The 22,014-nt window shown below is 62.8% G+C and carries 20 protein-coding genes and 1 tRNA gene; 9 read left to right on the forward strand and 12 right to left on the reverse strand.

Annotation, left to right across the window (positions count from 1 at the left end):
* The first annotated feature begins 3 nt into the window (after positions 1–3).
* Together FB466_RS13460 and FB466_RS05640 are read left to right on the forward strand one after the other, a co-directional pair.
* The gene (locus tag FB466_RS13460; RefSeq protein ID WP_170206039.1) at positions 4–168 is read left to right on the forward strand and encodes a hypothetical protein; all 165 of its coding nucleotides are present in this window, start codon (positions 4–6) and stop codon (positions 166–168) included.
* Positions 165–827 carry an anthranilate synthase component II gene (locus FB466_RS05640; RefSeq protein WP_141916539.1) on the forward strand — a complete coding sequence of 221 codons (663 nt, stop codon included), beginning with the start codon at positions 165–167 and terminating at the stop codon, positions 825–827. Before FB466_RS13460 ends, FB466_RS05640 begins: the two co-directional genes overlap by 4 nt.
* A gap of 72 nt (positions 828–899) precedes the next feature.
* Here FB466_RS05640 and pknB read toward each other — a convergent pair whose 3' ends face one another.
* The 7 genes from pknB to FB466_RS05675 all read right to left on the reverse strand — a co-directional run bounded on the left by pknB (position 900) and on the right by FB466_RS05675 (position 9,907).
* Positions 900–2,594 (reverse strand): Stk1 family PASTA domain-containing Ser/Thr kinase, encoded by a 1,695-nt coding sequence (pknB, locus tag FB466_RS05645; RefSeq protein WP_141916541.1) that lies wholly within the window; start codon positions 2,592–2,594, stop codon positions 900–902.
* Positions 2,595–2,674: 80 nt separating this feature from the next.
* Positions 2,675–4,438: a protein kinase domain-containing protein gene (locus FB466_RS05650; RefSeq protein WP_141916542.1), complete on the reverse strand. Its 1,764-nt coding sequence runs from the start codon at positions 4,436–4,438 to the stop codon at positions 2,675–2,677.
* Positions 4,435–5,895, reverse strand: a complete 1,461-nt coding sequence (locus FB466_RS05655) for a peptidoglycan D,D-transpeptidase FtsI family protein (RefSeq protein ID WP_141916544.1) — start codon at positions 5,893–5,895, stop codon at positions 4,435–4,437. Before FB466_RS05655 ends, FB466_RS05650 begins: the two co-directional genes overlap by 4 nt.
* Positions 5,892–7,292: an FtsW/RodA/SpoVE family cell cycle protein gene (locus FB466_RS05660; RefSeq protein WP_141916546.1), complete on the reverse strand. Its 1,401-nt coding sequence runs from the start codon at positions 7,290–7,292 to the stop codon at positions 5,892–5,894. Before FB466_RS05660 ends, FB466_RS05655 begins: the two co-directional genes overlap by 4 nt.
* On the reverse strand, positions 7,285–8,520 hold the full coding sequence (locus FB466_RS05665) for a Stp1/IreP family PP2C-type Ser/Thr phosphatase (protein ID WP_246054532.1): 1,236 nt from the start codon (positions 8,518–8,520) through the stop codon (positions 7,285–7,287). Before FB466_RS05665 ends, FB466_RS05660 begins: the two co-directional genes overlap by 8 nt.
* Positions 8,521–8,585: 65 nt before the next feature.
* Positions 8,586–9,158: an FHA domain-containing protein FhaB/FipA gene (locus tag FB466_RS05670; RefSeq protein WP_141916548.1), complete on the reverse strand. Its 573-nt coding sequence runs from the start codon at positions 9,156–9,158 to the stop codon at positions 8,586–8,588.
* A complete protein-coding gene (locus tag FB466_RS05675; RefSeq protein WP_141916549.1) occupies positions 9,155–9,907 on the reverse strand; it encodes an FHA domain-containing protein in 753 nt (250 codons plus the stop codon). The genes FB466_RS05670 and FB466_RS05675 overlap by 4 nt, the downstream gene beginning before the upstream one ends.
* Before the next feature lie 403 nt (positions 9,908–10,310).
* On the opposite strand from FB466_RS05675, the gene FB466_RS05680 reads away from it, so the two are divergent.
* A tRNA-Leu gene (locus FB466_RS05680) sits at positions 10,311–10,394 on the forward strand.
* Between the two features lie 126 nt (positions 10,395–10,520).
* On the opposite strand, the gene FB466_RS05685 is transcribed toward FB466_RS05680, so the two are convergent.
* Positions 10,521–11,633, reverse strand: coding sequence for an IS1249 family transposase (locus tag FB466_RS05685; RefSeq protein ID WP_141916551.1), 1,113 nt, complete (start codon positions 11,631–11,633; stop codon positions 10,521–10,523).
* 396 nt (positions 11,634–12,029) lie between these two features.
* Between FB466_RS05685 and FB466_RS05690 the strand changes: the two genes are divergently transcribed.
* The 5 genes from FB466_RS05690 (at position 12,030) to kdpC (ending at position 17,519) form a co-directional block, all read left to right on the forward strand.
* Positions 12,030–12,770, forward strand: coding sequence for a hypothetical protein (locus tag FB466_RS05690; protein WP_141916553.1), 741 nt, complete (start codon positions 12,030–12,032; stop codon positions 12,768–12,770).
* A 232-nt stretch (positions 12,771–13,002) separates the two neighbouring features.
* On the forward strand, positions 13,003–13,092 hold the full coding sequence (locus tag FB466_RS05695; RefSeq protein WP_170206041.1) for a potassium-transporting ATPase subunit F: 90 nt from the start codon (positions 13,003–13,005) through the stop codon (positions 13,090–13,092).
* Positions 13,092–14,765, forward strand: coding sequence for a potassium-transporting ATPase subunit KdpA (gene kdpA, locus FB466_RS05700; RefSeq protein WP_141916556.1), 1,674 nt, complete (start codon positions 13,092–13,094; stop codon positions 14,763–14,765). Before FB466_RS05695 ends, kdpA begins: the two co-directional genes overlap by 1 nt.
* On the forward strand, positions 14,762–16,897 hold the full coding sequence (gene kdpB, locus FB466_RS05705) for a potassium-transporting ATPase subunit KdpB (protein ID WP_141916557.1): 2,136 nt from the start codon (positions 14,762–14,764) through the stop codon (positions 16,895–16,897). Before kdpA ends, kdpB begins: the two co-directional genes overlap by 4 nt.
* Before the next feature lie 10 nt (positions 16,898–16,907).
* Entirely contained in the window at positions 16,908–17,519 is a 612-nt protein-coding gene (gene kdpC, locus FB466_RS05710) for a potassium-transporting ATPase subunit KdpC (RefSeq protein WP_141916559.1), read from the forward strand.
* 90 nt (positions 17,520–17,609) lie between these two features.
* On the opposite strand, the gene FB466_RS05715 is transcribed toward kdpC, so the two are convergent.
* The 4 genes from FB466_RS05715 to FB466_RS05730 form a co-directional block, all read right to left on the reverse strand.
* Positions 17,610–19,178: a cryptochrome/photolyase family protein gene (locus tag FB466_RS05715; protein ID WP_141916561.1), complete on the reverse strand. Its 1,569-nt coding sequence runs from the start codon at positions 19,176–19,178 to the stop codon at positions 17,610–17,612.
* Between the two features lie 86 nt (positions 19,179–19,264).
* The gene (locus FB466_RS05720) at positions 19,265–20,167 is read right to left on the reverse strand and encodes an FHA domain-containing protein (protein WP_141916563.1); all 903 of its coding nucleotides are present in this window, start codon (positions 20,165–20,167) and stop codon (positions 19,265–19,267) included.
* A 5-nt stretch (positions 20,168–20,172) separates the two neighbouring features.
* Positions 20,173–20,418 (reverse strand): hypothetical protein, encoded by a 246-nt coding sequence (locus FB466_RS05725; RefSeq protein ID WP_141916565.1) that lies wholly within the window; start codon positions 20,416–20,418, stop codon positions 20,173–20,175.
* Between the two features lie 218 nt (positions 20,419–20,636).
* Positions 20,637–21,107, reverse strand: coding sequence for a DUF2867 domain-containing protein (locus FB466_RS05730; protein ID WP_141916567.1), 471 nt, complete (start codon positions 21,105–21,107; stop codon positions 20,637–20,639).
* Positions 21,108–21,341: 234 nt separating this feature from the next.
* On the opposite strand from FB466_RS05730, the gene FB466_RS05735 reads away from it, so the two are divergent.
* The gene (locus FB466_RS05735; protein WP_170206042.1) at positions 21,342–22,004 is read left to right on the forward strand and encodes a C40 family peptidase; all 663 of its coding nucleotides are present in this window, start codon (positions 21,342–21,344) and stop codon (positions 22,002–22,004) included.
* Positions 22,005–22,014: the final 10 nt, after the last annotated feature.

Raw genomic sequence — 22,014 nt, forward strand, 5'->3', positions numbered from 1 at the left:
AATATGTACGGACTGATCTGGCGTATTCTGCCCGGCCCCGCCTGGCTCAAGGTCGTTGAGTCGCTCCTCATCGTGGCCGCGATTGTGTACGGGCTGTTTTTCTATGCGTACCCGTGGGTGGCGACGATGCTGCCCGAGCCCGGCTCGACGGTGGGTAGTGGCGAGTGACGCGCATCCTGGTCATCGACAACTTCGATAGCTTCGTCTACACGCTCAACGGTTATCTGCAGGAGCTGGGCGCCGAGACCGACGTGGTACGCAACAACACCATCACCGAGGCGGACGCTGTGGCCGTCCTTGACGGGTATGACGGTGTACTCCTCTCCCCCGGGCCCGGCAAGCCCGCAGATGCGGGGGTCTCGATTGGCATGGTGCACGCCGCGTTGAGCACGGGGACCCCGCTGCTGGGTGTGTGCCTGGGGCATCAGGCTATCGCCGAGGCTTTTGGGGCAACCGTCACCTATGCCGAAGAACTGATGCACGGGAAAGTGTCGCGCGTTGAGCATGACGAGAGCGACTTCTACCGCGGGGTGAGTACACCCTTTAATGCCACACGGTATCACTCGCTCGCGGTGGTGAGCGACACCGTTCCGGAGCAGCTGGTCGTGAACTCACGTACGGCATCCGGGGTTATTATGGGGCTCCGACACCGGGAGGCCGAGATTTATGGTGTTCAGTTTCACCCCGAATCGGTGCTCACGGAGGGCGGCTACGCCATGCTGGGTAACTGGTTGGCGCGCGCGGGCCTGGCCGAGGCTCCCGCCACTGCCGCCACCCTCTCTCCGCTACTGGGCGCGGTTCCCGTTCCGTCTGCGGCCCCGAACTGAGCCACAGCGCGAGTACAGGATTAACGTGTGGGGGCCCCGGCACTGCCGGGGCCCCCACACGTTAACTCGCTCCTACCCGCTGCAGTAGCCGATCTCGACGGTGCTTCCCTGTGGCTGGGAGCCGGCAATCGACTGCGACACCACGGGTGAGCCGCTCTCGGTGGGGCACTGATTATTGGGCGTGAGTTTTACATCCAGCTGGAGGTCGGAGAGGATATCGCGGGCCACGGTCATACTCTGGCCCACCACATCCGGCACCGACACCTTGCCGTTGGACACCTTGAGATCAACCGTGCTTCCGCCGGGGACGGAGGTGCCCACAGTGGGGGTTCCATCAATTACGGCACCCTTGGGTACCGTGGCATCGTCAACCTGGTCGATGGTGCCCACCGTGAGCCCCAGTTTTGTCAGTGCGGCCGAGGCCGCCTCCACCGTCATGTTCTGGAAGTTCGGAATCACAACACTCGACGGGCCCACCGATATGTACACGTTGATGACCGTCTCGGGTGAGACTTTGGCCCCGGTGGCGGGGTCGGTACGGATGACGGTGCCAGCCTCCACCTCGCTGCTCTCCTCGTTCAGGGGCTGGGCCACCAGGTCGAGCTCGTTGAGTGCGTCGGTGGCTTCCTCCTGGGTCTGCCCGACAAGGTCGGGGATGATGCGTGTCGTCTCGGGCACAATGTTTGCCGGTACCAGGGTGAAAAGAAGCCAGAAGATCACGGCGATGACGATGACACCGATGCTGAGGATAGTGCCCCAGATCCACATGACGGGCGGGCGGCTCTGGGTGCGCACGACGGAGGTGTTGTCGGCGAGCTGCTTGAGGGCCAATTCCGACTCGGAAAGCTGGCTGCCGCCGGAGGAACTGAACAGAGAATCCTCGACGTTTTCCTCGGTGCGGAAGACGGGCATCTTGCCGCTCGCGGCAACCTTCACAAACTCGCGAAACTCCGCGGCGGTCTGGAACCGCTTGGCGCGATCCTTTGCCATGGCGCGCATCACGATTTTGTCTAGGGGGGCGCTCACCTCGGGATTCCGGTCACTCGGCGGGGTGGCTGGTTCGCTGACGTGCTGGTAGGCGACAGCGACGGCCGTGTCTCCCGTAAACGGGACCTTGCCGGTGAGCATCTCGTAGAGCACAATGCCCGCAGAGTAGAGGTCGGTACGGGCATCTACGGTCTCGCCCTTAGCCTGCTCCGGAGAGAAGTAGGCGGCCGTGCCGAGGATGGCGGTGGTCTGGGCAACGGTTGACGAGGTATCTGAAATGGCGCGGGCGATCCCGAAGTCCATGACCTTGATTTGCCCGGCCGAGGTAATCATGATGTTGGCGGGTTTGATGTCACGGTGCACCACACCAGCGCGGTGTGAGTATTCGAGCGCGGTGAGGACGCTCTCCATGATGCGGCACGCTTCCTCGCCCGCGAGCGGCCCCGGAGCCAGAATCTCCTTGAGATTCTGGCCCTCGACGTACTCCATCACGATGAAGGGCAACTGCAATTGCGTGCCGTCTGCCGTCTGCATGAGCTCTTCACCCGCGTCGAAGACCCGCACGATAGTGGGGTGCGCCATCCGCGAGGCCGATTGCGCCTCCTGACGGAACCGCTCCCGGAATGTTGAGTCGTTGGCGAGGGACGCCTTCAAAATCTTCACGGCAACGGGTCGCCCCAGCTTCGTGTCGGTGCCGCGGAAAACGGTTGACATACCACCCTGGCCGATGAGATCGCCAACCAGGTAGCGCCCCGCAAGGATTCGTTGTGGGTCGGTCACTAAAGGCCTCTCTGGGATGAACTGCTGTATTGCTGCTTTATTCTAGGGCGTGGGATGTCACGGAAAGCTGAGTTTCCGATCTAACCGAGGCTGGTATCGCTCGCAATCGACACGGCCAGCGTGGGAGATGCGGGCGATTGTTGCGGCGAGATGGTTCCCGAACCACACGAGACTGTGTACGAGATCGAGAAGTTGCTGCTTCCCGACCGGATGCGTGCACTTGTGGCCGCATTGGGCTGGCGGATAATCGAGGCGCCACCATCCACCGACACGGTATAGGACTGCACGGTTGTGCCAGCGGGGCAGCTGCTGGAGGCGTCGCTCCACTGGATCTCGAACTCGGTGTCGGCGGGAACGGTGTTGGTCGCCGGGTCGATACTCGGATCCTGGTTAGCCGAGATGAACGGGGCGCTTGAGGGTGCCGAGGGTGCCGAGGGTGCCGTGTACACCGTGAGGGTGATCTCGCGGTCGAACGGAACGTTTGCCCCGGTGGGGTTGATGGACTGAACGGTGCCGACGGCGGCATCCGAGGGGGCGACATCTCCCGGGGCGGACACGATGGAATTGAAACCCAGCGCGCCCAGACCAGCGCGCGCATCAGCCTCAGACTTGCCCTCCCAATCGGAGCCGTTAATCGGCGCACCGGTTTCGGCAGGGGGCTCCGAGGTTTCCTCCGTGGTGGGTGGTGGCGAAGAGGGAGATGACGATGTTGGTGTGGTGCTGGCGGGGGTGTCCTCTTTGTTGCCCGAGTTGATCGCCCAGACGGTGCCCACCACAACGATGAGCAGGATAGCGATGAGTGCCACGAGCGGCCAGGTCCAGCGGCTGCGTTTCTTCTCGTCGTCGAGGGCATCCGGGTCGCCCTCCTCGTCATCATCCAGGCCAGCCAGGCTGGCAGTGGACAACACGGTGGTGGCGTCCTCGGCGGCGGTATCGCTGAGTGAGGTGAGGAGGCGCGTGGCGTCATCCTCACCGGATACGTCGCCGCTGATGATGGCGGGAACAGACAGGGCTGCCGCACGGATATCCCCGCGATGCAGGGCCGCTGCCGCCTGGGCGAGCTTCATGGCGCTCGCGGGACGTTCCTTCGGGTCTTTGGCGAGGCAGGCGAAGACGAGGTTGCGCACGGGCTCGCTCACGGTCTCCGGTAGCTCGGGCGGTGTTTCGTTGATCTGAGCCATCGCGATGGCGACCTGCGATTCACCCGTGAATGGGCGTTTACCGGCGAGGCACTCGTAGGCCACAATCCCGAGTGAGTAGACATCGGTGGCGGCGGTGGCGGTGTGGCCGCTGGCCTGCTCCGGTGCGAGGTACTGCACGGTGCCCATCACCTGACCGGTAGCCGTGAGCGGCACCTGGTCGGCGATCCGGGCGATGCCGAAGTCGGTAATTTTTACGCGACCCTCGGGCGTGATGAGCAGATTTCCCGGCTTAATATCGCGGTGCACCAGGCCAGCCTCGTGCGCCGCGTGCAGCGCACTGGCGGTCTGCGCCACGATGCCCAGGACCCGATCAGTGGGGAGGACCCCCTCGCGTTCGATGATGGTTGATAGCGGCTCACCGGGAACCAGCTCCATCACAATGTAGGCGGAACCCTGCTCCTCGCCGTAGTCAAAGACGTTGGCGATGCCCTCATTGTTGACCAGGGCGGCGTGGCGGGCCTCGGCGCGGAAGCGCTCCAGGAATCCCGGATCGCCCATGTACTCGTCTTTAAGGATCTTGATGGCAACCGTGCGTCCAATGATGCGGTCGGTGGCTTTCCACACCTCACCCATGCCACCGATGGCAACTCGGGAGATGAGCTCGTAACGTCCACCGAATGTTAGTCCTGCTGTTGGTCTCATTGGTTCAGCACCGCCTCTATAACTTTCTTTCCAATTGGTGCGGCAATTCCTTCAGAGGTGCCGTTTTGTCCTAGTCCCCCGCCGTCTTCTACCACGACCGCGACAACAACCTCGGGATCGTCGGCGGGAGCAAACCCGGTAAACCACAGCGTGTATGGTGCAACCGTGCCGTTTTCCGCCGTTCCCGTCTTTCCGGCAACCCTGACACCGTCTATTGTGGCAGTTCGTGCACTACCGTTGGGTGCCGAAACCACATTCACCATCATTTCGGTCAGGGTCTCAGCCGTCGCGCTGCTGATTGGCTCCGAGAAAACCTCGGGTTCAAACTCGCTGATCGTGCTGAGGTTGGGTGCGACGACTCGCTGCACCAGCTGCGGCTTCATGAGCTTACCGTCGTTGGCGATTGCTGCGCTGACCATGGCCATCTGGAGGGGTGTGGCCCGGACATCCGCCTGGCCAATGCCCGAGAGGGCGGTGCGGGCGGAATCCTGTGTTCGGGGAAAAATACTGGGGGTGACCTTGGTGGGGATGCCGAGGTCCTGACCGAACCCAAACTTTTCGGCCTGGGCGTGTAGGTCGGTGTTGCCCATCGTGGCGGCCAACTCGGCGAAGGGAGTGTTGCACGACATCGTCAGGCCGAGTAGCAGCGTGGTGGTGGGCCCGGAGCCACACGTGCCCCGCCAGGAGTTGCGCACGACCGATGAACTGCCGGGGAGTTGATACCCGCCGGTGTTGGCAAACGTGGACTCGGGAGTGTAGTTACCCGATTCGAGGGCTGCTGCGGCGACGACAAGCTTAAATGTGGAGCCGGGCGGGTTGAGGCTGCCCGTGATGGCTCGGTTGTCGAGGGGTTTCGCGGGGTCGGCCAGCAGTGCCTTGTAGTTGGCAATGACCTCGGCCGAGTCGTGGCTGGTCATGAGGTTGGGGTCGTATGTGGGGGTGGACACCATGGCGAGAATCTCGCCGGTCTTGGGGCGCATCGCCACGACGGCGCCCTGGAGGGTACCCAGAGCATCCCGGGCCGCCTGCTGCACCACGGGGTCGAGCGTGAGCTCCACCGACGCACCCTGCGGCGGCTGGCCCGTGACGATGCGGTTGATCTTGTCGAGGAACTGCGAGCTGGAGGTGCCGCTCAATTCGGAGTTCATGGAGCTTTCGATGCCCGTCGTGCCCTGGTCAATCGTGTAGTAGCCGGTCACGGCGGCATAAAGATCGCCCTGCGGGTACTCGCGCTGGAACTTGTAGTTGTCTCCCGTCGGCATCGACTGCGCCACGGGAACCCCGTTGACGAGAATGGCACCGCGCTCCACGTCGAAGCTGTCGTAGAGGGTGCGCTTGTTGCGGGGGTCTGCGGCCAGGTTATCCGCCTGGAATACCTGGATGATGCTCGTCGAGGTCATGAGCGCCACGAACATCAGGAAGATGAGGATACTGACACGCTTGAGCTGCTTATTCACGCGTCAATCACCAGCTTAGGTTGGTTGCGGATGGTGTCGGAGAGACGTAAAAACAAGGCCACAATGATCCAGTTTGAGAGCAGGGAGGAGCCACCGGCCGCGAGGAACGGTGCGGTAAGACCCGTGAGCGGGATCACCCGGGTGATCCCACCAATGACGATAAAAACCTGGAGGGCGAGGGCAAAGGACAGACCCGTTGCGAGCATCTTGCCGAAGTCGTCCCGGCCCGCGAAGCCGATACGCAGGCCCCGGGCCACCAGGATCGCGTAGAGCGCGAGGAGCACAAATATGCCGACGAGACCGAGTTCTTCACCGATACTCCCCACAATGTAGTCGCTCTGTGGCAGGGGGGTGATGTTGGGCCGTCCTTGGCCGAGACCCGTGCCGGACATCCCGCCGTGGGCCAGGCCGAAAAGACCCTGCACCAGCTGATAGCTGCTGCGTTTCGCATCGTAAATAGCCTGATCAAACGGGGTGAGCCAGTTACGGAAGCGCGAGTTAACGTAGTCAAGCGACTGGCTTGCCACGACGGCACCGGTGAGGAACAGGCCGAGGCCGATAAAAACCCAGCTGGCGCGCCCGGTGGCAACGTAGATCATCACGAGAAACAGGCCGAAATAGAGCAGCGAGGTGCCCAGATCGCGCTGGAACACCAGAACAGACATGGCGAGAAGCCAGAACACCATGATGGGGCCGAGGTCGCGGATGCGGGGGAAGGACATCCACAAGAACTTTTTTCCCACCATGGAGAGTGAGTCGCGATTACGTACCAGGTAACCGGCAAAGAATATGGCCAGCAGAATCTTGGCGATCTCACCGGGCTGGAAGCTGAACATGCCCAGATTAATCCACACCTGTGCGCCGCCATCGGCCTTGCCGATGATGGGGGCGAGGGGCAGTAGCAAGAGAACGAGGGCCAGGATACCCGCGATGTAGGTGTAGCGCAGCAGTACGCGATGGTTGCGGATGAAGAGTAGCACGAGGATGGCGAGCACAATGGCGAGGGCCGTCCAGACCACCTGCCGGTTGGCGGTGGCCTCCCAGCCGCTCGACTTGACGATGAGGTCGATGCGGTAGATCTGGGCGATGCCCATACCGTTCAGTAGGGTGGCGACGGGGATGATGATGGGGTCGGCATCCGGTGCCACAGAACGTACCGTGATGTGCAACGCGAGCACGGCAATCGTGAGCATCGAGGTGAGAAGGAAGGGGGTGGGGTCGATCGTGTCGAGGACGGCGAGCTGCACCAGGTATATGGCACCGCCGTTAATCGCGCACGCGGCGAGTAGCAGGATCAGTTCGAGGTTGCGCAGTTTGCGCGGGGTACGGTCGCCGCGGATGCGACCAACAGATACATCCGCGGGGGCATCATCGGCGACCAGTTCGGGGCTACTCATTGAGGTCCTCAAGGCGCAACACAATTTCGCGGGCGTTCTCGATTGACTCGGCGCTGATCGTTGCCTCCACCCGACGCCTGTCGTAAGCGCCCAATTCATCGACCGGGATGCCGGTGTCCTCAAACACCGACGACAGCGAGATTGGCCCCAGGTCTTGCTGGATCCCCTGGTAAATCACGACGGTTCCGCCGTTGGTGCCCACGTAGTAGCGTGACTGGGTCCACTGGTAGCCGAGGAAGGCCGCGCTGGATAGCACGGCGATCACCAGGGTGATGGCGAGCAGCCAGAAGACGCGGCGTTGGCGTATCCGGCGGCGGTCCTCGGCGATCAGTTCGTCCAGGTATTCGTCACCGCGGGGTTCGAAATGGCTTTCGGGAACGGGGGTGCCGCGCCGTCCGCCGCGGAGCCAGCCGCCGCCGTGGGAGGCATCGGCCTCGGGCTCGCCGTAGGCGATGGGCATCGAAGCTGCGCCCACCATCCGAGCCTCCAGGGGCGGCTGTGGTTCGGTGTGGGCCTCCAGCAGAACGGCGGTCACGTTGTCCGGTGCGCCGTGCACCAGGCTCTTCTCAATGAGCTTATCGACCGCGTTGTCGAGTGAGTGGCGGTTGGTGAGGATGCTGTGTAATTCGTCGTTCTCGACGTAGCTACTCAGGCCATCGGAACACAGGAGCCAGACATCCCCCGGCAGTGTCGTGAACACCGAGGTATCAATCTCGGGGGACGAGTCAACGTCTCCGAGCACACGCATCAGGACCGAGCGGCGGGGGTGAGTTTTGGCCTCTTCCTCGGTGATGCGGCCGCTATCAACGAGACGCTGCACGAAGGTGTGGTCGGCCGTGATCTGGCTGAATTCGCCGTCCCGGAGCAGATAGACCCGGGAGTCGCCGATGTGCGCGAGGGCCAGCTGGTTGCCGACGGCGATGACGCCACTGACGGTTGTGCCCATTCCGGCCAACTCGGGATGCTCGTAGACGGTCTCCGAAAGAAGCCGGTTGGTGCTGAGGAGCCGCTTGCGGAAAGCCTCAGCCGCCTCCTCTGGGGTGTCAAACTCGTGGTCGAGTTCAACGATGTTCTTGATCGTGAGGGCTGATGCTACGTCGCCGCCGGCGTGACCGCCCATGCCGTCCGCAACCACAAACATGTTGTGGCCCGAATAGCCGGAATCCTGGTTGTTAGCGCGGACCATACCCACATGGGATCCACTCGCGCTCGAAAAATAGACGCTCACAGGGCCCTCCGTCTCGCCGTGCGGTCGGAGGGCCGGGGGATCTCGGCGCGGATGATGATCACGACTTAGCGTCTCAGCTCGAAGGATGTTTTACCGATGGTGAACGGTGTGTTGTTGGGAATGACAACGGGTGAGCCGATGCGCCGCGCATTCAGGAACGTGCCGTTGGTGGAATCGAGGTCGTGCAGATACCACTCTCCGTTCTGAAAGACGAGGCGTGCGTGGTGGGTTGAGGTGTACTCGTCGCGGATGACGAGGCTCGAATCACTTGACCGACCGATCGTCAATGGCTCGCCATTGAGGGGAATCTCCACACCGGCCTTAGTGCCCGTGGTGATGACGAGGCGAGTCGCTGTTCCGCTGGGGCCGGCGGCTGCGCTGGGTACCTTGGCCAGGGGCTCCGTCAGGGCTCCGGCGACGACCGGGTTGGTGGGGGCCTGCTGCGGGGCTGTGGCCACCGGCATGGGTTCCGCAAGAAACGGGTCAATCAGATCGTCGTTGCGGCCGGCGTTTTTGATGCGGCGCACGGGGGCACCGAACAAATCGCTGCGCAGGGCATAGACGAGAGCAAAGATAAAGCCCCAGAGCACCAGAAGGAACACCAGGCGGAGGACAAGAAGTGTCAGTTCATCACTCACAGGTCTCTCCAGAAGTCTTGATCAACTCGGGGCTGAACCGTCGTGTTGTCGCTCACGCGATTGTCCACCTTGGGTTTCAGGGCTGCCGCTTGAGGGAGCACCCGATAGATAATACGCGTTTGTCCGATGGATATCTCGGAATCCGGTTCGAGTGTGGCCTCACGGAACGGATGGCCGTTGAGTTTTGATCCGTTTGTGGAGCCCAGGTCGCGCACCTTCGCGCGGCGACCATCCCAGAGAATCTCGACGTGTTTTCGGGACGTGCCCGTGTCGTTGATGGTGATGTCGACGTCAGACCCGCGGCCAATCACCGTGCGGGATCCGGTAAGTGTGTATCGAGTGCCGCCGATGTCGATAACCGGGGTCCAGGAGACGGTGCCCTTGAGCGTGGCAGCATCAACCTCGAGCACTCCGTCGGTGAGTTTGGGGTCGGGGGCGAGTGTGATCGTGAGGCCACCAGCAAATTGGTAGCGCTGGCGCTTGGCGTGTTTATGCACGATCTGCATGAGTTCGTCGCTGAGTGCGGCCCCGAGGGCGGACATGCGTGTGTAGTCGGTGGCGGACATGCGCACGGTAAACGAGTTGGGGGCCAGGATGCGATCACGATCAACGACAACGGCGTTGATATCCAGTTCGCGTTTGAGAGCGGCGGCGATCTCTACCGGCTGGAGGCCCGACCGGAACGTGCGCGCGAAGGCACCATTGACCGCGCGCTCCAGCCCGCGTTCAAAGTTGTCCAGAATGCCCACGGCTTCTCCGATTGTTATCGAACAGTATCAACAGAATGCTACTCGGCTAGCCTGAGTAAGCGATACCTGGGATGCCTAGGAGGTGTCTGTGCGTGCCGCTGAGGTGCGGGTTCTTTCTGTGGAATTACGTGGAATGTGGGGTGGAAGTTGGTGCGGAGGCTGGGGTGGATTGTGCGGGATTTGTGCGGGGGTAGGGGCCGGGAAAGGGTGGGCAGAGTGGGCGGTGTGCTGGGCGGGGACGAGGTTGTGATGGTGTGAAGACGGAGTGCGATGTAGGGTCTCCCGTGAATAATAGTTGGGCTGGCTTTTGGGTTTTCGTCTGGTTCCTGATAATCTCGCTTAGTCGTCGAAATTTTCTGGATAGTGCCCGTGGGTGAGACCGGAAAGATTGGCGGAGTAACACGCGCGAGTGGCGGAATTGGCAGACGCGCTGGCTTCAGGTGCCAGTGCCCGCAAGGGCGTGGGGGTTCAAGTCCCCCCTCGCGCACGCGAATGAAATGGCCCCTGACCTGGGATTTAGTTCTCCGGGTTGGGGGTCATTTTCGTGCCGTGTGTTGAGATATGTGCTAAGCGTTGGCTTATAGGACAAAAAGAGTGGATGGCCCCGGGTGCGTCATCCGCTGCCTGCCCATCCGGCGCGTACCCAGAGGCCTTCGCTGGCGTCGAGGCCGGTGTCGTAGAGCGGTGGCTGGTCTGTTTGTTCGGCTGGCTCGGTGGTGTTGTCTGGGGCGGGTTCTGGTGTGTGTTGGATGAGTTCGTGTGCGCGGTCAGAGGGGATCTCTTTCAGTGTGAGGAACCATTCCGCGGCTCGTTTCATGTGTACTTCGCTCATTCCGCGATGGTTCCGCAATACCGTCCTAATGCCGTTGTTGATCCCGCCCTCGAGTGGCGACGTGGTTCGAGCATTTCCGTGTTCGAGGTATGTGAATAGGACCCCTTTTCGGTTGAGGCTGTGGAGCAGATTCCAGGCTTTGCGTAACCGGTCGTGAGTGTATCCCCAGTTTCCGTCACGGTATCGGGTGCGTTCTTTCGTGAGGTGTCCGTATGCCTGCCACCACACGTTCAGGAGTTTCTGCCACTCGATCGCGTCGTGAATGGTGGTGACTTCTGAAAGCGCGCGACCGATCTGCGCGAGGTGCTTGCCGGCGCCTGTTTTCGGGTTGAGGGTGAGGTGACGGCGGAGGTTCATGCGGACGTGGAAGATGCAGCGTTGTATCCGGGTGGCGGGCCATTGTTGGCGGAGCGCAGACGCAATCCCGGTGCCACCGTCACAGACCACGACCGTTGGTGCCGGGAGACGTTCCAGGAGTGCCAGCCACGCCGCAGTTGATTCTCGCGCGCACCATTGCCACGCCAGCACTTGCAACGATTGCGTGACCGCGATGAGTAGACACCAGGAACCGATGTAGATGCCGTCGACCAGGATCGTGTGGTGCGCGGTCGTGACGGGACCCAGGCGGGGTTCAATATCCCAACACCACCTCGTTGAGCGTCGAAACTGCCGCGCGGCAGACGGGCCACCGAGGTCAGCCTGGGAGTGCTTCCCGGCAAGCCAGCTCAGGAACTCGTGGAGTTGATGTCGCTGTGTGAGATCGGCACGTTTTCGGGTCGCGGAAGCCCCGCAATTCGGGCAACGCCAACGCTGCGTGCCAGAACGATGTCTCCCGTTCTTCACGAGCTTGGAATCGCATACCGCACATTTGCCGGAGTTGGGGGTGTTTGGCACTCCTAATCATGCCGGGGTATGACCAGCGCCGTTCTGCCTCATGATCACGGGGCTAGATCAAGATCTCATCCACTCTTTTTGTCCTATAACCCTGTGGGCCGCAGTAATGCGTAGATAAGACAGCACTCTCGTGGAGCGGGGTGAGTCGAGACGCCCAGGGCTAAGAGTCCGGATACGAGCTTCGGTTGAATACCCGGCTATCCGTGTGATACCGTTCTTTTGAACAACGTGGACCAGATCCCTCGTTACTAGCCAAAGACCCTGCCTCGTGCGGGGTCTTTGTTTTGTTATTAAAGGACAACGATGCCGCTCAGACTCCTGACCCCTATGAACCCGGTTCGCCTGGATACCTATAGGAAGGAGTGCGCTCGAACAGCCGGGGTTTCTGCTGACAGTGTGCCCGAGGAGCAGGTAGCAGCACTCTATGTCTGGCAGACCGCGCTGGGTGCCGCCTGGTTTGAGAATCTTGCCTATACGGAAGCGATCCTGCGACACTCAGCAGATACCGCCCTCAGGAGCTGGAACTTTGCCAGGTCGGGAAGTGAAGATTGGCTCCGTACCCCCAATAGCAGACTGGCTTCTCTGGTGAAAAAATCAGCGAAGGATGCAGAGCGCCAAGCTGACACCGCCAAGAAGCGACGCGCCCCGGACCATCCCCGCAAGAACTCGCCAGTGGGGCTCGATGACTTGATCGCTCAGCTCTCTTTTGGCAGCATTTCGTTTCTCATGCCGGCTGATCCTCCAACGAATCGTCAAAGTCTGCGCAGCGGGTACACCCAAAGAGAGAACCTCTGGAAAACAGGACTTCTCGGTGCGTTTCCGAGACTCACAGAAGAGGCTGCAAAGCGGTGGGTCGTGAACCTCCCCGCAGACGTACCTCCTGACGTTGTCGCCGGATATGCGGTGGGACAAGCATTAGGTCGGCTTCTTCGTCTGAGGAACAGGATTGGACACCATGAGCAGATTCTTACCGTGAATCACTCGCGGTTGAGAAAAGACATGACCGTATTGCTGCGGGCAGTGAGTCCAGCCGCTTCGGACGCGCTCAAGCGAATTGACAGGGTGCCCAGGATATTGGCCATGAAACCAATATCCTGGACACCCGTGCACGTAACCAATGAGTCTGTTCTCAGCTGAGTTGACTCACCCCGACCTCATCAGGTGGTGACCACTGAGCCGGAGGAGTATCGAGTCCATATTCTCTCGTAAAGGCCTGTGCGCGTGATTCCTCTCTTACCTCGTGATAGCGCTTGAGACCCAATTTTCGACAACCTCTTGTGGCCAATAGCCTCGTGCAGCCTGAACCCGCGCGCATAACACGGTGCGCGGTGGACTATGCTCAATGGGCAGTCCTCAAGATGGAGAAGTTATGGGCATCATCGAAGTCGTGGCCGTAATCGTTGGTCTCGGGGCTCTCCTGTACCTTGCCTATGCCCTGCTGAATCCGGATCGGTTCTGATGGCCTGGGTATTTGCCGTCACGGCACTCCTCCTCGTGGCCCTTGTGCTCGCGGTGCTCTACCGGCCGCTGGGCGACTACATGGCGTGGGTGTTCACCTCGGAGCGGCACTGGCGCATCGAACGTCTCTGTTATCGGCTCGCCGGTGTTGATCCTGAGCGGCAGCAATCCTGGCGTACCTACCTGCGGTCGATCATCGCCTTCTCGCTTGCAGGGCTTGTGTTGCTCTACGTGATGTTGCGCCTCCAGCACCTGCTCCCGTACTCGCTGGGCCTGCCGCCGATGAGTTCAGATCTGGCCTTTAATACCGCGGCGTCCTTCGTGGGGAATACCAACTGGCAGTCCTACTCCCCCGAGCAGACGGTCGGATATGTGGCGCAGATGGCCGGTCTGGCCGTCCAGAATTTTGTCTCGGCCGCCGTCAGTATGGCCGTCGCTATCGCCCTCATCCGCGGTATTGCGTCGCGGGGTGGGCGCAGCGGTCTCGGCAATTTCTGGGTGGACCTGGTGCGCGCAAACCTGCGTATTTTACTGCCGATCTCGATTGTGGCCGCGGTGCTGCTGCTCGCGGGCGGGGTGATCCAGAACTTCTCGGGCTTCACCAACGTTGAATCTGTTGCCGGGGTCACCCAGGCGATTCCCGGGGGCCCGGTCGCCTCCCAAGAGTCGATCAAGATGCTCGGAACCAACGGCGGCGGATTCTTCAACGCGAACTCCGCGCATCCCTTCGAGAACCCCACGCCCTGGACGAATATGCTTCAGGTCCTGCTCCTGCTCCTCATCCCGTTCACGATGCCGCGCACCCTGGGCACGATGGTCGGGAACCAGCGTGCCGGATACGCGCTGCTTGCGACGATGGCCGTGCTCTTCATCCTCGTGTACGCGTCACTCACGGCGTTTGAATTCGCCGGCTCGGGATCCGCACCCCAACTCGCCGGTGGGGCGATGGAGGGCAAAGAGCAGCGGTTCGGGATCGTGGGCTCCACCCTCTTCGCGACGGCGACGACCGGAACGACCGGCGGTGCCGTTAACTCGATGCACGGATCGTACACGGCCTTCGGTGGGCTGATGCTCATGTTCGACATGATGCTCGGTGAGGTCGCCCCCGGAGGTGCCGGGTCGGGGGTCTACACCCTGCTCATCCTCATGGTGATCGCGGTGTTCCTCACGGCGCTGCTGCTGGGTCGGTCACCCGTCTACCTGGGGAAGCGGCTCGGTGTGCGGGAGCTGAAGATCGTGAGCATCGCGATCCTGGTGATGCCGACACTCGCCATCGGCAGCATCGCGATGAGCTTCGCGATCCCCTCCGTGAAAGCCGAGATCGTGTCGAGTATGGGCAACGACGGTTCGCACGGGCTCTCCGAGGTGTTCTACGCCTTCATCTCGGCCGCGATCAATAACGGTTCGGCGTTTGCCGGCCTGAGCGCAAACACGCCGCTGCTCAACATCATGCTGGGCGTGGTGATTCTGCTCGGGCGGTTTATTCCTATCGTGCTCGTGCTTGCGCTTGCCGGGTCGCTCTCGATGCAGGGGAAGGCGGAGAGCACGCTCGAACTTCCGTTGCACCGTCCGCAGTTCGTCGGGCTGCTGGTCGGTCTCATCGTGTTCATCGCCGTCCCGATGTTCGTGCCGATCTTGCTCGTCGGGCCGTTTGCTGAAGGGTTCATCAGATGACCGCCCCCACCCTCGCCCCGGGCCGCCGCAACAGCGTCCTCGCACCGACCGCCATCCGGGCGGTGCTTCTCGACGCGCTCCGCAAGTTCAACCCCCGCTACCTGTGGCACAACCCGGTGCTCCTCCTGACGGAGGTGGGGGCGGCGCTGACGACCTGCATCGCCATCCTGGAGCCGTTTGTTGGTGGCGCGATGCCCTCGGGCGGGTCCGTCATGCCGCCAGGCTTCACCTGGGCGCTCGCGATCGGTTTCTGGGTGTGCCTGTTTACCGCGACGCTTGCGGAATCAATCGCCGAAGGCCGCGGGCGCTCGCAGACCGAATCGCTGCGTCACGCCCGGAACAGCACGATGGCGCGCCGGATCTGCGACTACGACTACGCGAAGAATCGTGCCGCGCGGGGAGCCGTGGTTGAAGAGGTTGACTCCCACGAGCTGGTGGCGGGTGACGTGGTGATTGTCGAGCCCGGCGAGGCGATTCCGGCAGACGGCGAGGTGCTGTGGGGCGCGGCCGAGGTTGACGAGTCCGAGTTCACCGGGCACGCCGGTGCCGTGATCCGCGAGGCCGGCGGCGACCGCACGGCAGTCACCGGCGGCACCCGCGATCTGTCTGATCGCCTCATCATCCGAATCACCGCCTCCTACGAGGCGAGCGCCTTTGAGCGCACGATCCGCCTCGCCAGCAAGTCACGCCGCAAGAAAGCGCCCATCGAGGTCGCGTTCAGCGCGCTCCTCACCTCGTTCTCGCTGTCCTTCGTGATCGTCGCGCTGACGCTGAACTCTGTGGTGTCGCCCGTCGCTCCGCCGGTCTCGATCCCCGTGCTCGTGGCCCTCGTGGTGTGCCTGATCCCGACAGAGATTGCGGCGCTGATGTCGGTGACGGGAATCGCCGGGATGTCCCAACTCCTGCGCCGGGGAGTGCTCGTGACCTCGGCGAAAGCACTTGAGACGGCGGGGGACATCACCACCGTGCTGCTCGATAAGACCGGAACTGTGACCAGGGGAAACCGCAGCGCGATTGCGTTTCTGCCGCTTGCGGGAGAGGAACCTGACGAGTTCATACGGCTTGCGGCGCTGGCCTCCGTCGCGGATCCAACCCCCGAGGGTGCCTCAATTGTTCGGCTTGCCGCCGAATCGGGTGTTGAGCCGAGCGCGGCAGACACCGCTGGCGGTCACCCGGTGCTGTTCAGCGCGGTGTCGCGCATCTCGGGAATCGACCTCCCGAACGGGATGAAGGTTCGCAAAGGTGCGGTCACGGCGGCCGTCACCTGGCTGAAAAAACAGGGCACACAACCGCAACGCCAGGTTATCGAGGAATTGCAGGCGACCGCCCGTGAGATCGCCCGCACGGGCGGCACCCCGCTCGTGGTTGTGATGAAACCCTCCCCCGGCCCGGGGCACGCCCTCGGCGTCATCCACCTTCAGGATGTTGTCAAAGACACCGTTCCGAAGCGAATCAGCGTGTTGCGGGCACTCGGAATTCGCACCGTTATGGTTACGGGTGACCACGAGCTGACCGCGCAGGCGATCAGCGAGGAGGCCGGTATCGACGAGTATGTCGGCAACTCCACGCCCGAAGATAAACTCGCCCTGATCGTGCGTGAGCAGGAGCAGGGACACCTCGTTGCTATGAGCGGTGACGGCTTCAACGATGTTCCTGCGCTCGCCCAAGCCGACATCGGCATTGCGATGAACACCGCAACCTCGGCGGCCAAAGAGTCGGCCAACATGATTATTCTGGATGACGACCCCGCGCATCTTGTGGACATCATCGAGGTGGGGAGGCGCCAGATGGCGACGCGCGGTGCGCTCATGATGTTTAACCTGGCGAACGACGTCGTGCGGTATTTCACCCTCTTCCCGGCGCTGTTTGTCGGCGTATTCCCCGGGCTCGCCGCGCTCAACGTCTTGCAGCTGCACTCACCCGCGTCGGCGATTCTCTCAACCGTGATCTTCAGCAGTCTGGTCATGGGCATCCTGATCCCGCTGGCCCTCATCGGCGTCCCCTACCGCAGCACGGAGCTCAAACCGATGTTCAGCCGAAACCTCGTTATTAACGGACTCAGCGGCTTGCTCGTCCCGATCATTGGCATCAAGCTCATCGACCTGGTCGTCAGCCTGATGCCGGGATACTGAGGAGTCCGCCATGACCCGTCCCATTACTCGCAGACTCGCACCCCTCTGGATCAGCCTCCGCCTCATGTTGATCCTCACCGTGTTGCTGGGGGTCGCCTACCCGCTGCTCGTCACCGGCATTGGCCAGGCGGTGTTCCCCGGCCAGGCGAACGGCTCACTCGTGCACACGAATGAGGGGAGGGTCGCGGGGTCGGCGTTGATCGGGCAGCGCTTCGACGCGGCCGACGGCTCCCCCCTGACGCAGTACTTTCAGCCCCGACCCTCTGTGGCCGGGGACGGATACGACCCGACGGCGTCTGCCGGATCAAACCTCGGCCCGGAAAGTCCGGAGTTGTTTGCCCAGATCCGGGAGCGCACAGCGCAGATCGCCGCGTTCAACGGGGTCACAGAATCGGAGGTTCCCGTTGACGCGGTTACCGCATCGGGGTCCGGTCTCGACCCGCACATCAGCGTCGAGTATGCGCGCATCCAGGTACGGCGCGTGGCGGAGGCGCGAGGCCTGTCGGTAGAGAGAGTTGCCGCGATGCTCGAACGGTCCACTACGGGGCGGGATGCCGGGTTCCTCGGCGAACCCCGGGTCAACGTGGTTGAACTGAACCTCGCGCTTGACGGGCTCGGGTGAGCGACCACAACCCTGGACCGTCCGACCCACAGCGGCGCATCATCCTGAGTCCTGGCAAACCGCTACGCGACAGCACCACCTGTCTCTTTCTTATCGAACCCGTGGGTGGTTCCCGGTCTCGCCGGGCATATCCTCGGATACCCCCGCTGCCGCCCGCATCGCCTGGTACGCGGCCAGCGCGTTCGCCCTCGTCGTGCGCAGGTCAACGAGGGCAGCCGGATACTCGGCGGTGCCATATTCGGGCACCCAGCGCCGCACGTACTCGCCCCGCGGGTCGAACTTTGTGGCCTGTAGCTCGGGGTTGAACACGCGAAAATATGGTGCGGCATCCACCCCGCTGCCGGCCACCCACTGCCAGTTGCCCGGGTTGCTGGCTTCGTCGGCATCCACGAGGGTATCCCAGAACCAGGTCTCGCCCACCCGCCAGTCGATCAGCAGGTTCTTCACCAAGAAACTGGCAACGACCATCCGCACCCGGTTGTGCATGGTTCCGGTGTGCCAGAGTTCCCGCATTCCCGCATCCACCAGGGGGATGCCGGTGCGCCCCTCGCGCCACGCGGCCAACTCGGCGGGGTGCGGCTCGCCCCAGGGAAAGCCATCAAACTCGGGGCGAACGTTGCGCTCACGCAGCGTGGGCAGCGAGAAGAGGATGCTCGCGTGAAACTCGCGCCAGCCCACCTCGCTCAGGAAGGTGGCGGTGTTGTGGGCGCTCTGCCCGTCAAGCCCCGCGCGACGGGCCGAGCGGACGGCCTCCCACACGGTAAAGGGGCTGATCTCACCGAAACGGAGGTGTGGACTCAGCATCGAGGCTCCCCCTGCGGCCGGCTCATCCCTGCGGTGGTAGGCGGCGAGGCCGTCACCCATAAAGGCGGCGAGGCGCTCGTGGGCTCCCCGCTCGCCGGGAGTCCAGGTCTCGCGCAGGCCACCGCTCCAATCGGGGTCGGTGGGGAGCAGAGCCCAGTCGTTGAGGGCATCACCGGGGGCGGAGGCTGCACGGATGCTTGTCGGACCCGGGAGTGGCTCCCGCGGCTCCGGCCGGGCGAGGCACGCCCGCCAATAGGGTGTAAACACGCGGAAAGGGGTCCCGCCGCCGGTCTGAACGGTCCACGGCTCGTTGAGCAGATTTGCGTGAAAGCTCTCGGCCCGGAGCCCGGCCGCCGTGAGCTGTTTCTTGATCGTACTGTCGGCGTTGCGCGCGTTGGTGTAGCGGCGGTTCCAGAACACGGCCGAGGCGTTTACCTCGTCGGCCAGTGCCGGTATGACCTCCACCGCGGTTCCCCGGCGTAGCACCAACTCGCCGCCCACCGCACGCAGGTCGGAGGCGAGGGCGGCCAGCGAGTGGTGCAGCCACCAGCGCGCGGCCGCGCCCAGGGGGCGGGGAGCCGCTGAGTCGTGCAGCTCGGCGTGATCGTGCGGTGCGACGGCCTCTTCGAGCACGTACACGACGAGTGTTGAACCGCTCGACCCCGCCGCCTCAACCCCGGCGCGGAGCGCCGGGTTGTCGGCGAGACGAAGGTCGTTGCGCAGCCAGACGATGCTGACCGGAGCATCCGTTCCCGGGGGTGTGCGCGGGGATACTGCCCTCGCAGGATGACCTGTGTCGGTGGGGAGGGTCGCGCTCGCAGCGGGTGCGACGGCCGTAGTGGTGCGATTGGACATACCGCTAAAGATACTGCCGGGCAGCGACAGTATCGACCACCGCTCTCCTTGCTGCCCGGAGTCCTGCGGAAAACATCGCGCGGTGCCTAGCCGTTTTCCTCCCCGTGGATTCGTCGTGCGGGTTGCGGGCTTTGATGCGCCCACTCTCCCCCGGCCCGCCCGCCGAATGGCCGACCGTGATCGGCGTATTCTTCCCGGAAAAATGCCAGCTTCCACTCGCCGATCTGTAGGCGGGCACCGGTTCTGAGCGCGACTCCCCCCTGGGCCCACTCCGCCGTCGTGTGTGCCGGGTCAATGCCCAATCCCATCGGGGCAAGCGGGAAGAGCGCATACTCATCCTCTTCTGTGTGCCTGATTTCGGCGTGGAACGGGTGCGAGCCCGCCAGGACAAGGTCCGCAAGCGGGGAGGAGCCGAGTGAGGTGACCTCCTGTGTGAGGTCAAAGGTGCGCGGAGGCCTGCCATCCCAGCGCGCAGAATCCACCACAAAAATCAACCGCGGACGGCCTGCTCCGTAGGCGTAGTTTGTGGTGGTGACACGTCTTCTCCTGCGCTTCAGGAAGGTGGGCAGGATGGGGCTGAGCGTTGGCGGGGGCAGAAGCGGTGACGGCCGTGCGGTGCCGTGTTCTGAGAGGCGCTGGCCGAGCAGGGCGGCAAAGGTGGAGGCTGAGCCAATTTCGATGTGTCGGCTTCGTGTCAGTAACCGTTGCACGAGCGGATTTTTCAGGCTGCCCGCTCGAACGATAAGCCCCTGCGGGCCATGAATGGCAAAGGTTGTGCCGTGTGTGGCAAGAACCTCGGCGAGGGCACGGAACAGTGCCGGGTCGCTGGCCCCACTGTCGAGAAAAATCTCCGGCTCGGAGCAGTGCAGAACGATATCGGCCCCCGCCGCCTCGATTCTCCCCGTAATCTGCCGACTCTCCCCGCTCGGGGATGCAGGAATGTGGACCTCGAAGTGAAGATCAATATCAAACCGCGCTGAGGTGGTCATGACGCTTATTCCCGAACATGATCATCGTTTGTTGTAATCTTCACCGAGCCGTTAAATTTCCAGACGGCTCGCGGTGCATCCGGGCCGATATCACGGGGAACCTCGACGGTCATATCCTCAAAAGAATAGTTGACCATTGCGTGTCGGCCGGTTAGATAGGACCACATTTCTTGGCCGAGATCTGCCCAATCGCGAATACTGTGTGTTTCTTCTGACGGTTCAACCTGGCTATTTTTTTCGTGCTCAGACATGATTCGCTCCTTTAATCGTGGGCGACTCAAAAGACCACCGAATTTACTGGAATAGTGAGCCGATCTGGTCATTTTCCATAACCTTATACCGGCTTTACGGAGAGGTAAAGCGGTTTCTCAATCTCACGAAAAAGCACATGATCTGTATAAACGTTAACGCACTGAGGACACCGGCGGTGGGGCCGACGAGTGTGATCCGGATGCGCGGGGGGTCGGCGCTAGCGGGCTCTGGCCCGCCGATGCAGCGTGCGCGATGCCCGCCGCAGCATCGACTGCACCACGACGGGGTGCACCAGCTTCACGGGCGCAAAGTACAGGCGGCCGCGCCAGCCGTGCAGTCGCACCGTTGTGGTCACCCGCACGAGCCGTCGCCGCGGATCAACCCCCACGGCGCAGCAGAAGAAGAGGTGGGTATCGGGAGCCACGATCACAGCCTCCTCCCCCTCCACCCGGGCGACGGTAAACGTGTCTGGTGAGCCGCGGGGCACCCCTATTAAGGGGACGAGTGCCTCGCGCAGGATGAAGGCAGCGCGGACCCAGCGGGGCGCACCCTCGGGGCTGAAAATGGCATCCGCCCACTCGGCCGGGTCAAGCGTGACCCCGGGTGGGAGGGGGCGCACGATGACATCGGCGAAGTGGGGGCGGGGGATCTCGTCGAAGGCGAGGGAATCGAAGCGGGGTTCGGACATCCAATATTCCTTTACAGCCGGGGATGGTCGCCACCCTACCCGGTGTGGGGACCGTGCGTGGCGCGTGGCCGGTGGGGCGTAACTCCGGGCGGCCCCTGGGAGCTCCGTGTTCATGGGGCAACATCCCAGGCGCGGTGCGGTAGCGTCGGTGGGGTTGAGATCGGTTTGTTACCCATACGTGATACACCAGCGTGAAGATATGAGGATGACGGAGTAATGGGATTGAGGTCGTCGGTGCGGTCACATCTGCGTGAGGCCTGTGCCCTCCTTATCGGGGTGGGGACGCTCGCCACCTGTGCACTTCCCGCCTACGCGGCCACCCCGGAGGACTCCTCGGCCGCGATTGCGCCGGTCAGTTTTCAATCGTTGACTGTCGGCTCCGCTGTGACCGAGGATCCCCTCGATGTGAGCTCATTCTCGGCGACGACCCTCGCCACGATTGACGCGCAGATTGCCAGCGAAACCGCCGCACAGGAGGCCGAAGCGGCGGCGGCGCGGGCCTCGGTTGCCAGCGCGGCATCCGACACCGCCGCGGCAGCCCTCCCCCCGGTGGCGGCACCCGTGAACGTGAACGGTGGCAGCCTCGTGGATATCGCCGCCACCAAGGTGGGCTCCGTCTACGTCTCCGGTGCGGCTGGCCCCGACGCCTTCGACTGTTCGGGATTCACCTCGTGGGTTTACGCGCAGCTCGGCGTCTCCGTGCCGCGCAGCTCGGACGCCCAGCGCTACCAGGGCACCGTGGTCTCCGCGGCCGAGGCACAGCCGGGAGATATTGTGTGGACCCCCGGCCATGTGGGCATCTACATTGGTGGCAATCAGATGATTGATGCGGGAACACCCGCGACAGGCGTCCACGTATCAACCATGTGGTTTGCGCCGGTTTTTCTGCGCTTCTAGCCGCTGCGGT

This window comes from Klugiella xanthotipulae (assembly GCF_006716695.1).
In the GTDB taxonomy this organism is placed as follows: Bacteria; Actinomycetota; Actinomycetes; order Actinomycetales; family Microbacteriaceae; genus Klugiella; species Klugiella xanthotipulae.